Genomic DNA, 12,584 nt, shown 5'->3' with positions numbered 1-12,584 from the left:
CAGGATCAAGTAAAAGCCCGCGGTTTCCCGCGGGCCTGCATGGATGAGGCGCTGTCTGCCGGACGGTCAGTCGTCGGCGGCGCCGGGGTGGGTCTCCGGTTCGCGGTCGAGTCCGCCGCGGTCGGGATTCTCCCGTTTCCGCGGGTGTGGCTGGCGGGCATCCTCCCGGTCACGCGGGTTGGGGTCGGCGTAACCCGCATTGCCTTCCGGCTCGGGCGACGCGGCGGGCGGGGTGGTCTTGTCGGGGCCGGCCATGATCAACGCCCCAGCTCGAACACGACGTCCAGGTTGACCGACAGGGTGCTTTCACCCGGTGCGATCGGTGTCCCGGCCTCGGCCTTGTCCATGCGCGCCATCGCCATCATCGGGACGGGCGGTCCAAAGCCGCCGTTGCCTTCGCTGATGCTGACGATGCGACGGACCTCCATGCCCAGCGTCTGCGCATACATCTGCGCGCGGGCACGTGCCTTCTCGATCGCGGCGCGGCGGGCCTCGTCGTAGGCGCCTTCCTTGTCGTCGACCTCGAAGCTGGGGCCGTTGATCTGGTTGGCGCCCACCGCGACCAGCGCATCCATGATCCCGCCCAGCTCACCGATCTTGCGGACCGTGATGTCGACGGTGTTGCGTGCCTCGTAACCGGTGATGGTCGGCGGCTGGTTGTCGGCATAGCGGTACTGCGGGTGCAGGTTGACCCCGCTGGTGCGGATGTCGCGCTCGGCGATGCCGGCCTTGCGGATCGCGTCGACCACGCGGGTCATCTGTGCGGCGTTGGCGCGCATCGCCGCGTTGGCGTCGGCAGCCTGGGTGACCACGCCGGTCGACAGGTGGGCGATGTCGGGCACGCGGGTGGTCTCGGCCTGGGCCGATACCGACAGCAGGGTCCCGTCGGTGCTGACGGCGGCAGGCAGGGTCTGGGCATGGGTCGGCATGGCGGCGGCTCCGAGTGCGAGGGCGGTGGCCAGGGCCAGCGCGCGCAGGCCGAGCGAAGGGATGGAGCGGGTCGTCGTTTGACGCATGGAAGCTTCCTTTGTGATCGCCGTGAGGGTCTGGCGAGGGGGGTGAACGAACCGTGAGTCCGGACGGGGTCGAGCGGCCCGGTTTCGGCTGGCGCTCAGTCAGTGCGGGTTATGCTTTCGACCGCCTGAACACGTGCACCCGGCGATACATGGGGGGTTGTCGCCGCTTCGCCTGCGCTGTTCCCCTCCTTCCCTGCGCGTCCAGCAACTGGTTTGCCGGCTACGCCTACCGGACCTCGCCCATCCCGATGCTCTACCTCGCTTCCAAATCGCCGCGACGCCGCGAACTGCTGGGCCGACTCGGCGTGGCGTTCGGGCTGATCGACCTGGACATTCCCGAGCAGCGCCGGGCCGGCGAACCCGCCGTCGATTACGTCGTGCGCGTCGCGGGCGAGAAGGCCCGGGCGGGGCTGGCCGAGGTGGTCGCCGACCCCGATGCGCTGGTGCTCGGTTCCGACACCGAAGTGATCCTCGACGACGAGGTCTTCGGCAAGCCGGCCGATGCCGACGATGCGCGCGCGATGCTGCGCCGGCTCGCTGGCCGGACCCACCAGGTGGTCTCGGCGGTATCGCTGCTGTCGCATTCGGGCGGGTCCCATGCCCTCGCGGTCTCGCACGTGACCTTTGCCGAACTCGACGATGCGGTGATCGATGCCTACGTCGCCGCTGGCGACGCGTTCGGCAAGGCCGGGGCCTACGCCATCCAGGGCGTGGCCGAAACCTTCGTCACCCGGCTGGACGGCAGCCATTCGGCCGTCATGGGCCTGCCGATGCGCGAGACCGCCGTCCTGCTGGCCGAAGCCGGCCTCGGACCGCTGGCGGTGCCGGCATGACCGAGGAGATCCTGGTCAACGTCACCCCGCGCGAAACCCGCGTCGCGGTGGTCGAGAACGGCATGCTGCAGGAGCTACACATCGAGCGTGGCTGGCGCCGCGGCGTGGTCGGCAACATCTACAAGGGCCGGGTGCAGCGGGTCATGCCCGGGATGCAGGCGGCGTTCGTCGACGTCGGCCTGGACCGCGCGGCATTCCTGCATGCGGCCGACATCGCGCGCCCGCCGCCGGTGGGCAACGCCGAGGGCGAGGAGGCGCCGCTGCCACCCACGCCGACGCCGCCGATCGCCGAGCTGCTGCGGGACGGGCAGGAGATCATCGTCCAGGTGGTCAAGGACCCGATCGGCAGCAAGGGCGCCCGCCTGACCACCCAGATCAGCATCCCTTCGCGTTACCTCGTGCTGCTGCCGCGGACGCGGGTGGTGGGCGTCTCGGCACGGATCGAGGACGAGGTCGAGCGCGCTCGGCTGAAGACCTTCGTCGCCGGCCTCGCCGCGGCGGACGAGCCGCACGGCTACATCGTCCGCACCAACGCCGAGTCCCAGCCCGAGGAAGCGCTGGCCGAGGACATCGCCTACCTGAGCCGTGCGTGGAAGCTCATCTCCGAGCGCTCCGGCAGCGCACATGTCGGCCAGTGCGTGTACGAGGACCTGACCCTGCCGCTGCGCGCGGTGCGCGACCTGATGCGGCGCGACGTCGAGAAGGTGCGGGTCGACTCGCGCGAGACCTGCGACCGGCTGCGGGTGTTCGCCGCGCAGTTCATGCCGGGACTTGCCGAGAAGATCGAGCATTACGCCGGCGCGCGCCCGATCTTCGACCTGTACGGCGTCGAGGACGAGATCGGCCGCGCGCTGGAGAAGCAGGTGCCGCTGAAGTCCGGCGGTTACCTGGTGATCGACCAGACCGAGGCGATGACCACGATCGATATCAACACCGGCTCCTTCCTGGGCCAGCGCAACCTCGAGGAAACCGTCTACCGGACCAACCTGGAGGCCGCGCAGTCGGTCGCGCGCCAGCTGCGGCTGCGCAACCTGGGCGGCATCATCATCATCGACTTCATCGACATGACCGATGCCGAGCACAAGCGGCAGGTACTGCGGCAGCTGGAGAAATCACTCGCCCGCGACCACGCCAAGACTACGGTCTACGACTTCTCGCCGCTGGGCCTGGTCGAGATGACCCGCAAGCGCACCACCGAGAGCCTGGAGCACCAGCTCAGTGAGCCGTGCCACGAGTGCGGCGGGCGCGGGATGCTCAAGACCCCCGAGACCGTGACCTACGAGATCTTCCGGGAGATCGTCCGGCAGGTGCGCCAGTTCGACGCCGCCCGCCTGCTGGTGATGGCCTCGCCGAAAGTCGTCGCGCGGATCACCGAGGAGGAGTCCGCGGCCGTGGCCGAGCTGGAGGAGTTCCTCGGCAAGTCGATCCGGTTCCAGGCCGACGACCAGTACGCGCAGGAGCAGTTCGATGTCGTACTGCTCTGAGCTGGACTGACCGATGACCTCGTTGCGCCGCCACCTGCGCATGGCCCGCCGTGGCCTGGGCTACACCGTCGCGATCGCGCTGGTGCTGGTGGCGCTGGTGCTCGGCGTGGCCAGCCAGGTGCTGCCGCTGGCCGAGCGCAACCCCGACCGCATCGCGCAGTGGCTGAGCCAGCGTGCCGGGCGGCCCCTGGCGTTCGACCGGGTCGAGACCGAGTGGACCCGCCGCGGCCCGCTGCTGCGCCTGGACAACCTGCGGGTTGGCGAGGGCGGGCAGGCGTTCACCGTCGGCGACGCCGAGATGCTGGTGTCGATCTACGCCGGTCTGCTGCCGGGCACACCGCTGTCCGAGCTGCGGGTCCGCGGCCTCGACCTCACCCTTGAGCGCACCCCGGACGGTCGATGGCACGCGCGTGGCCTTCCCGGCCAGCAGCAGTCGGGGGCCGACCCGTTCGACGCGCTGGAGCGGCTTGGCGAGTTGCAGGTGATCGACGCCCGCCTCGCGGTGGTTGCGCCGGCGCTGGGCATCGATACGCACCTGCCGCAGGTCGACCTGCGCCTGCGCGTGGACGGCCAGCGGTTGCGCGCCGGCGTACGCGCGTGGCCGGCCCGGGGCGGCTATGACAGCCAGCCGGTGGAAGGCGTGCTGGAGCTCGACCGTTCCAGCGGCGACGGCCGGGTCTATGCGGGTGCGCGACGGGTCGACCTGTCGCACTGGGCGCCGTTGCTGGACCTGATGGGCGTCGCGGCGGAGGCAGGCAACGGCCGCGCCGAGGCCTGGGCGCGGCTGGACGGCCTGCGCGTGGCGGAGGTGACCGCCCAGGGGGAGCTCGCCGCGGTTGTGCTGCGCGGCACGCCGCTCGGCCCCGGCGCACCCGCGCCCCGCATGCGCCTGCAGAAGGTGGACGCGTTGGCGCGGTGGCAACAGGTCGACGGCGGCTGGCGGGTCGACGCGCCCCGCCTGCAGCTCACGACCGACGACGGCGCCAGCCGGCTCGACGGCCTGCGGCTGGCCGGTGGCACGCAGTACGGCCTGAGCGCGGAACAGCTCGACATCGCCCCGTTGGCGGCGGTTGCCTCGCTCAGCGACCGCGTACCGGCCGGCCTGCGCCGCTGGATCCTGCAGGCGCGCCCGCAGGCGTCGCTGCGCGACGTCGCGGTTGCCGGCGAGCGTGGCGGCCCATTGCACGCGGTCGCGCGGATCAACGGATTCGGGTTCGCGCCGGTCGGCGACCGTCCCGGCATGCGGGGACTCGCCGGGCGGTTCGAGGGCGATGCCGACGGGTTCCGGTTCGTGCTCGACCCGGCATCGTCCTGGGTGTTCGACTGGCCGAGTGGCTTCGGCCGGGCCCATGCGGCAACGCTGGACGGCACGCTCACCGGCTGGCGCGACGGCGACGGCTGGCGGGTCGGCACCGACGCGCTGCGCATCGCCGGCGACGACTTCGGCGCGACCGCGCGCGGCAGCCTGTGGTGGCAGGGTGATGGCAGCCGCCCGTGGCTCGACCTGGCCGCGACCGTCGACGAGACCGCACTGCCGGTGGCCAAGCGCTTCTGGATCCGCCACCTGATGTCGGCCAACCTCGTCGACTGGCTCGACACCGCGCTGGTGGCCGGCACTGTGCAGGACGGCAAGGCGCTGGTGGCCGGCGACCTGGACGACTGGCCGTTCGAGGACAACGACGGCCGCTTCGAGGCCACCGCGCACATCGCCGACGCGACCGTGCGTTTCCAGCCGGACTGGCCGGCCGCCGAGCAGGTCGACCTGGACGCGGCGTTCATCGCCGACGGCTTCTCGCTCGAAGGCAACGGCGCGCTGGGCGGCATTGCGATCGGTGAGCTCGCCGCCGGCATCGACCACTACGACGGCGGGCGCCTGGCGGTCGACGCGCAGGGCCGGGCCGATGCGGTCGAACTGGTCCGCCTGCTGCGGGCCAGTCCGTTGCGCGAGCTGCACCCGGAGACGTTCGACAGCGTGCGTGCCAGCGGCCCGGCGGCGGTCGACTTCCACCTGCGGTTGCCGCTGGAGCGCGACGCGACACTGGCGATCAACGGCGACGTCGAACTCGCCAACGCGCGCCTGTCCGATCCGCGCTGGGACCTGTCGTTTGACCGGGTCAACGGCCGCGCCGAATTCACCCGCGCCGGTTTCCATGCCGAGAACCTGCAGGTGCGTCATGCGGGGCGCCCGGGCGTGCTGCGGCTACGCGCCGGCGACGGACACGTAAAGGCGCGTGGCAACCTGTTCGAGGCCGCGGTCGAGGCGGAGTTCGGCATCGACGAGCTGTTGGACCGTGCCGAGCCGCTGGCCTGGCTGGAGCCACACGTCGATGGCCGCTCGCGCTGGAACCTCGAAGTCGCCGTGCCCAAGGGCTCGACGGGCGACACCGCGCGCCTGCAACTGCGGTCCGACCTGGCCGGCACCACGCTCGCGTTGCCCGCCCCCCTGAGCAAGCCGTCCGCCGCGACACTGGCGACGACGGTCGAGATCCCCCTGCCGCTGGACGCGGGTGAGGTCCGTGTCAGCCTCGGGCAGCGGTTGGGCGTCCGCGCGCGCACCGTCGGCGACCGCACCGGCATCCGCATCGCCCTCGGCGGCAATCGCGTGGACCAGCCGCCGCCGGCGTCGGGACTGGTGGCCACCGGCCGTGCCGATACCCTGGATGCGATCGAATGGCTCGGACTGGTGCGGGGCGGCAGTGCGGGCCCCTCGTCGGGCCGGCCGGGCGATGGCAGCCTGCCGCTGCAACGCATCGACGTCACCGCCGCGCGCCTGCAACTGCTCGGCGGGGTGTTTCCCGACACGCGCCTGCTGGTGGTACCGGCCCCGGACGGGGCGATCGCGGCGCGGGCGGAAGGTGCGTCGCTTCAGGGCGAGTTGCTGCTGCCGGCGGGCGACGAAGCCGTCGCCGGAAAGTTCAGCCGGGTCCACTGGCGCAGCGCGCGGGCGGGGACGGGCGCTGCCACCGGCACCGGGGCCAGTGCGGACAGGCCTGCGGCGCGCGCCGCGGTGGCCACGACCGCCTCGCCGGCGCAAAACGGCAGTGCCGCGTCGGGCATCAACCCGGCCGACATCCCGCCGTTGCTGATCGAGGTCGACGACCTGCGCCTGGCCGATGCCCATCTCGGCAAGGCCAGCCTGCGGACCCGGCCGACCGGTGCGGGCATGCGCGTCGACCAGTTGCAGGCGCGCAACGGCAAGCAGCTGATCGAACTCAGCGGCAGCTGGCTGGGCCACGGCGGCAGCGAGCGGACCCACCTCACCGCGAAGGTCGACAGCGAGGACTTCGGGCGCCTGCTGACCGGCCTGGGCCACGGCGGACGGCTGGCCGGTGGCCACGGACAGGTACGGCTCGACGCGGGCTGGACCGGCAGCCCGGCCGAGTTCGACGTCGGCGTGCTGGACGGCGACCTGACCCTCGCCGCACGCGATGGCCGGCTGCTCGAGGTCGAGCCGGGCGCGGGCCGGGTGCTCGGCCTGCTGAGCATCGCCGAGCTGCCGCGTCGGCTGTCGCTGGATTTCCGCGATTTCTTCTCGAAAGGGTTCGCGTTCAACCACGTCGAGGGCCGCATCAGCTTCGACCGGGGCCGCGCGAGCAGCGACAACCTGCAGATCGACGGCCCGGCGGCGGAGATCAACATCCGTGGCGCGGCCAACCTGCGGGAAGAGACCTTCAACCAGACGATCGAGGTGCTGCCCAAGACCGGCAACCTGCTGACGGCGGTGGGCGCGATCGCTGGCGGTCCGGTCGGCGCGGCGATCGGCGCGGCCGCCAACGCGGTGCTGCAGAAGCCGCTTGGGCAGATCGGTGCCAAGACCTACAAGGTCACCGGCCCGTGGGAGGAACCCAAGGTGGAGGTGATCAGCCGCGAACAGGGGCGCCTGTCGGCCGCCAAGGCGGCTCCCGCCGGTTGAAGCCCCGGGCCGCGCCCGCATATCGTCGGGATACGCACCCACGCGATGCCACGCGGACTCCCCATGACGTTACCGCTGCAACTGGCCGAATCCCGGCTCCTGCTGCCTTCCGGCCTCGACGCCGGCGGCCTCGAACGCACCTTCGGCACCCTGCTCGGGCCGGGCATCGACTTCGGCGACCTGTATTTCCAGCACGCCCGGCGCGAGAGCTGGATGGTCGAGGACGGCATCGTCAAGGACGGCGCCCACTCGATCGAGCAGGGCGTCGGCGTACGCGCCATCAGCGGCGAGAAGACCGGTTTCGCCTATTCGGACGAGATCAATGCGGCCGCGCTCATCGAAGCGTCCAAGTCGGCCCGCGCGATCGCCCGTGACGGCTCGACCGTCACGACCCGTTCGCTGGTGCGCGGCAACGCGCTCGACCTCTATCCCAGCGATGACCCGATCGACTCGCTGCCCAACGAAGCCAAGGTCGAGGCGTTGCGCACGCTGGACCGCCTGCTGCGCGCGGCCGATCCGCGGGTCAAGCAGGTGATGGTCAGCCTGGCGGGCGGGGTCGATACCGTGCTCGTGGCGCGCAGCGACGGCGTGCTTGCCGCCGACGTGCGGCCGCTTGTGCGGCTCAACGTGCAGGTGATCGTCGAGCAGAACGGCCGCCGCGAGAGCGGTTACACCGGCGGCGGCGGGCGCTACAGCTACACCGAGCTGCTCGCCGACGGCAAACCCGAGGCCTGGGCGCGCGAGGCGTTGCGGCAGGCACTGGTCAACCTCGAAGCGGTCGACGCGCCGGCCGGCGTGATGCCGGTGGTGCTCGGCAGCGGCTGGCCCGGCGTGTTGCTGCACGAGGCGGTCGGCCACGGGCTGGAGGGCGACTTCAACCGCAAGGGCACGTCCACCTACGCCGGCCGCATGGGCCAGCGCGTGGCATCGCCGGGCGTGACCATCGTCGATGACGGCACCCTCCCGGGCCGCCGTGGCTCGCTCAACATCGACGACGAAGGCGAGCCGACCCAGTGCACGCCGCTGATCGAGGACGGCGTGCTCACGGGTTACATGCAGGACTCGCTCAACGCCCGCCTGATGGGCATGAAGCCGACCGGCAACGGTCGCCGCGAGTCGTTCGCGCACCTCGTGATGCCGCGCATGACCAACACCTACATGCTCGCCGGCCAGCACGATCCGGAGGAGATGATCCGCTCGGTCAAGAAGGGCCTGTACGCGGTCAACTTTGGTGGCGGCCAGGTCGACATCACGAGCGGCAAGTACGTGTTCTCGGCGACCGAGGCCTACCTGATCGAGGATGGCAAGGTGACCGCGCCGGTCAAGGGCGCGACCCTGATCGGCAACGGCCCGGAAACCATGCAGAAGGTGCGCATGATCGGCCACGACCTCGCGCTGGACGAGGGCGTCGGCGTCTGCGGCAAGGACGGCCAGAGCGTGCCGGTCGGCGTGGGCCAGCCCTCGCTGCTGATCGACGGCCTGACGGTGGGCGGCACCCAGGCGTGACGCCCTTGGCGTGCGCCCGCCAGGCCTGCCCGTCGACCGGACTAGTCGTCGGTATCCGGCACGTCCTCGTCGGGCATGTCATCCGACGTCGTGCCGGCGGTGGCGCCGGCCAGGATCAGCTCGCGCAGGTGGCGGAACAGTTCGCGGAACGCACGCGGCGGCTTGTTGCGCTTGCGCTCTTCCAGCGTGTTGCGCACCAGCTGGCGCAGGGCCTGCCGGTCCGCATCGGGGTACTGGCCGATCAGTTCGGCCAGCGCGGCGTCGCCCTCGGCCAGCAGGCGGTCGCGCCAGGCTTCGACCCGGTGCATGGCCGCCACCTCGCGCCGGGCGGCGTCGCCCTTTTCATCCAGCGCGTCGCGGATCGCGTCCAGTACCTCGTCATCCTCGCGGCGCATCTGCTTGGCCAGGAACGCCAGCTGCCGCTTGTGCGCGATGTGCGAGGTGATGCGGCGGGACTCGCGGATGTGCGGCAGCAGCGACTCCGGCACCGGCAGCTTCGCCAGCTGCGCATCGGTCAACGCAACCAGCTGCTGGCCCAGGTTCAGTATTTCCAGCGCATCGCGCCGCTGCTGGCTGCGGCTGTCGCCCAGGAACTCACCGGTTTCTTCGTCTCTGCCGCGCATCGTCGTGTCCGTTTATGGGCATCGCGCGCAACCGCGGCGCATGCCGTGCAAGAACTGAAAGGATAAGTCATTGAACGACATCGCCCCCGCCACCGCGCCCTTCCACGCCGACAGCGAGGCGCGCCTGGACGCGCTCGCAGTCCTCTCCCAGCGTCTGCTGGAGGCCGCCCGCGCCGCCGGCGCCGACCAGGCCGAGGTGTCGTGCTCGGAGGATGCCGGCCTCAACGTCAACGTCCGCATGGGCGAGGTCGAGACCGTCGAGTCCACCCGTGACCGCGGCATCGCCGTCACCGTGTACTTCGGCGGGCGCAAGGGCAGCGCCTCCACGGCCGACCTGCGCGAGGAAAGCCTGGCCGCAACAGTCGACCAGGCCTGCGCGATCGCCCGCCATACCGAACACGACCCTGCGGCCGGGCTGGCCGACGCGGGGTTGATGGCCACCGACCTGCGCGAGTTCGACAGCTGGCACCCATGGGCGGTCGAGGCCGACCAGGCGATCGACCTCGCGCTGGCCTGCGAACAGGCCGGGCGCGACTTCGACCCGCGGCTGGAGAACTCCGACGGCGCCTCGGTCGGCAGTGGCAGCAGCCTGTCGGTGTACGCCAACTCGCATGGCTTCGTCGGCCGCGAGCGCAGCACCCAACATAGCCTGGGGTGCGCGCTGATCGCCGGTCGCGGCGCCGACATGCAGCGCGACGGCTGGTACACCATCGCGCTGTCGGCCGACGAGCTGGAATCAGCCGCGACCGTGGGCCGAAAGGCGGCCGAACGCGCGGTGTCGCGCCTGTCGCCGCGCCAGGTGCCGACCGGCGAGTACCCGGTGCTGTTCTCGGCCGAGGTCGCACGATCGCTGATCGGCCACCTGCTGGGCGCGGTGTCCGGCGGCGCGCTGTACCGCCGCGCGAGCTTCCTGGTCGACTCGGTGGGGCAGGCGCTGTTCCCCGAGTGGTTCGCGATCGACGAGCGGCCCTTCCTGCCGCGCGGTTTCCGCTCGGCCTCGTTCGATGCCGAGGGCGTGGCCACGCGCGATTCCTCGCTGGTCGCGGGGGGCGTGCTGCAGCGCTACATCCTGGGCAGCTATTCCGCGCGCCGCCTCGGCCTGCAGACCACCGCCAATGCCGGCGGCGTGCACAACCTGCAGGTGGCGGCCAACGCCGGCGACCTGGACGCGATGCTGGCCGGCATGGGGCGCGGCCTGTTGGTGACCGAGCTGATGGGACAGGGCGTCAACACCATCACCGGCGACTATTCGCGCGGCGCGGCCGGGTTCTGGATCGAGGATGGCAAGCCGCAGTACGCGGTCGACGGCATCACCATCGCCGGCAACCTGCGTGCCATGTACCAGGCGATCGAGGCGGTCGGCAGCGACGTCGATCCGCGCTCGCACGTGCGCACCGGCTCGATCCTGGTCGGACGGATGACGGTCGCCGGCGAAGGCTGACCGTGACCGACGGCGGTTGACCGCTCACCCCTGCGGCGCGACAGTCGGGGTCCGGTCCTCCAGGGAGACAAGGCACGTGAACACCAGCGAGAACGACCCGTACGAAAGCGACCCGCGCGGCACGCCGCCGCCGTTCGACCCGCCTCCTGCCGATGAGTCCGTGGCGGCCAGCGGCATCTCGGCCGAGGAGCGCCAGTGGGCGATGTTCGCCCACCTGTCCGCGCTGGTCGGCGGCCTGCTGACCTCCGCCGCCGGCGGCTGGGGCACCTTTATTGGCCCGCTGGTCATCTGGCTGGTCAAGAAGGACACCATGCCGTTCGTCAACGACCAGGGTAAGGAAGCGCTCAACTTCAACATCACCGTCGCGATCATCTGCCTCGCGCTGGTGCTGCTGTCGATCGTCACGCTCGGCATCGGCCTGATCATCGCGATCCCGGCCTGGGTGATCGTCGGCATCGCGTGGCTGGTATTGACCATCCTCGCGGCGGTCAAGGCCAACGAAGGCGTTGCCTATCGCTATCCGCTGACGCTGCGGCTGATCAAGTAGACCTCGCAACCGTGGGTCGGCCGTCGAGGCGGCCGGCCCACGCACGCATCACCGATCCCGTTCCACCGCCAGCCGGCCGAGCGCACGCAGCCCGTCGGCACGGTCGCCGAAGGGCGCGAGCGCGGCGTCCATCGCCCGGGACAGCTCATCCAAGCGCTGGCGCGAAGCCGTCATCCCCAGCAGGGCGGGGAAGGTCGCCTTGTCCTGTGCCGCGTCCTTGCCGGCGGTCTTGCCGAGCGTGGCGCTGTCGCCCTCGACATCGAGGATGTCGTCGCGGACCTGGAAGGCCAGCCCCAGCGCGTCGGCGTAGCGGTCCAGCGCGTCGAGCGCATCGTCATCGGCATCGCCGCACAGCGCGCCCATGCGGACCGCTGCACGGATCAGCGCCCCGGTCTTGAGCGCGTGCAGTTGTTCCAGGTCGCCAACCGTCATCGCGTGGCCGTTGCCGGTGGCGTGCAGGTCGAGTGCCTGCCCCCCGCACATGCCGGCCGCGCCCGCCGCGCTGGCGAGCGTGCGCAGCAACTCCACCCGGATGGGGGGCGAGCCGGGTGCATCGGCGAGCACGGCGAAGGCCAGCGACTGCAGCGCATCGCCAGCCAGGATCGCGGTGGCCTCGTCGAAGGTGACGTGCACGGTCGGCTGGCCCCGCCGCAGGTCGTCGTCGTCCATCGCCGGCAGGTCGTCGTGCACCAGCGAATAGGCATGGATCAGCTCGATCGCGACCGCCGGTGCGTCCAGCAGCGCAGGGTCGGCGTTGAACAGCGCACCGCTGGCGTGGACCAGCAGGGGGCGCATGCGCTTGCCGCCCAACAGCACGGCGTGCCGCATCGCCGCGTGCAGGCGTTGCGGGGCACGATTGTCGGCGGGGAGGGCGCGGTCGAGGGCGGCGTCGGTGCGTACGCGCCACGCGGCCAGTTGCGGCTCAGGCATCGGCCGACGCGGGCGGGTCGAACGGTTGCCCGCTGGCCGGATCCTGCGGATCGCTCAGCAGGCGCACGCGCAGTTCGGCCTGCTCAAGCGCGGTCTGGCAGCGGCGGTACAGCCCGACCCCGCGTTCGTAGGCGGCGAGCGACTCTTCCAGGCTCATCTCGCCGTGCTCCATCTTCTCGACCAGTTGCTCGAGCGCGTCGAGCGAGGTCTCGAAATCGGCGACGGGCGAGGCTTCGGGTTCGGCTTTGCGTGGCATGCGGCAAGTGTGGAGGGCGACCGGGGGCGGGTCAA

General features: G+C 71.3%; 11 protein-coding genes. 6 read left to right on the top strand and 5 right to left on the bottom strand.

The window, feature by feature from the left end; translation table 11 throughout:
* Nucleotides 1–66: 66 nt before the first annotated feature.
* Nucleotides 67–255 carry a hypothetical protein gene (locus KOD61_RS08940; protein WP_215218361.1) on the bottom strand — a complete coding sequence of 63 codons (189 nt, stop codon included), beginning with the start codon at nucleotides 253–255 and terminating at the stop codon, nucleotides 67–69.
* Nucleotides 256–257: 2 nt separating this feature from the next.
* Nucleotides 258–1,016 (bottom strand): SIMPL domain-containing protein, encoded by a 759-nt coding sequence (locus KOD61_RS08935; RefSeq protein WP_215218360.1) that lies wholly within the window; start codon nucleotides 1,014–1,016, stop codon nucleotides 258–260.
* A gap of 248 nt (nucleotides 1,017–1,264) precedes the next feature.
* On the opposite strand from KOD61_RS08935, the gene KOD61_RS08930 reads away from it, so the two are divergent.
* The 4 genes from KOD61_RS08930 (at nucleotide 1,265) to tldD (ending at nucleotide 8,752) form a co-directional block, all read left to right on the top strand.
* Complete coding sequence (locus tag KOD61_RS08930) at nucleotides 1,265–1,849, top strand: Maf family protein (protein ID WP_311195415.1); 585 nt, start codon at nucleotides 1,265–1,267, stop codon at nucleotides 1,847–1,849.
* Nucleotides 1,846–3,333 (top strand): ribonuclease G, encoded by a 1,488-nt coding sequence (rng, locus tag KOD61_RS08925; protein ID WP_215218359.1) that lies wholly within the window; start codon nucleotides 1,846–1,848, stop codon nucleotides 3,331–3,333. The genes KOD61_RS08930 and rng overlap by 4 nt, the downstream gene beginning before the upstream one ends.
* A 13-nt stretch (nucleotides 3,334–3,346) precedes the next feature.
* The gene (locus KOD61_RS08920) at nucleotides 3,347–7,246 is read left to right on the top strand and encodes a YhdP family protein (RefSeq protein WP_215218358.1); all 3,900 of its coding nucleotides are present in this window, start codon (nucleotides 3,347–3,349) and stop codon (nucleotides 7,244–7,246) included.
* Between the two features lie 63 nt (nucleotides 7,247–7,309).
* Nucleotides 7,310–8,752: a metalloprotease TldD gene (gene tldD, locus KOD61_RS08915; protein ID WP_215218357.1), complete on the top strand. Its 1,443-nt coding sequence runs from the start codon at nucleotides 7,310–7,312 to the stop codon at nucleotides 8,750–8,752.
* Between the two features lie 41 nt (nucleotides 8,753–8,793).
* Here tldD and yjgA read toward each other — a convergent pair whose 3' ends face one another.
* Nucleotides 8,794–9,375 carry a ribosome biogenesis factor YjgA gene (yjgA, locus tag KOD61_RS08910; protein WP_215218356.1) on the bottom strand — a complete coding sequence of 194 codons (582 nt, stop codon included), beginning with the start codon at nucleotides 9,373–9,375 and terminating at the stop codon, nucleotides 8,794–8,796.
* 70 nt (nucleotides 9,376–9,445) lie between these two features.
* On the opposite strand from yjgA, the gene pmbA reads away from it, so the two are divergent.
* A complete protein-coding gene (pmbA, locus tag KOD61_RS08905; protein ID WP_407074538.1) occupies nucleotides 9,446–10,816 on the top strand; it encodes a metalloprotease PmbA in 1,371 nt (456 codons plus the stop codon).
* A gap of 202 nt (nucleotides 10,817–11,018) precedes the next feature.
* A complete protein-coding gene (locus KOD61_RS08900) occupies nucleotides 11,019–11,363 on the top strand; it encodes a DUF4870 domain-containing protein (RefSeq protein ID WP_215220350.1) in 345 nt (114 codons plus the stop codon).
* A 48-nt stretch (nucleotides 11,364–11,411) separates the two neighbouring features.
* Here KOD61_RS08900 and KOD61_RS08895 read toward each other — a convergent pair whose 3' ends face one another.
* Entirely contained in the window at nucleotides 11,412–12,293 is an 882-nt protein-coding gene (locus KOD61_RS08895; RefSeq protein ID WP_215218355.1) for a polyprenyl synthetase family protein, read from the bottom strand.
* The gene (locus KOD61_RS08890) at nucleotides 12,286–12,549 is read right to left on the bottom strand and encodes an exodeoxyribonuclease VII small subunit (protein ID WP_215218354.1); all 264 of its coding nucleotides are present in this window, start codon (nucleotides 12,547–12,549) and stop codon (nucleotides 12,286–12,288) included. The genes KOD61_RS08895 and KOD61_RS08890 overlap by 8 nt, the downstream gene beginning before the upstream one ends.
* Nucleotides 12,550–12,584 lie beyond the last annotated feature (35 nt).

This window comes from Lysobacter luteus, from assembly GCF_907164845.1.
In the GTDB taxonomy this organism is placed as follows: domain Bacteria; phylum Pseudomonadota; class Gammaproteobacteria; order Xanthomonadales; family Xanthomonadaceae; genus Novilysobacter; species Novilysobacter luteus.
Note: the sequence above shows the minus strand (reverse complement) of the source record. Positions and strands in the feature narration are given on the sequence as shown.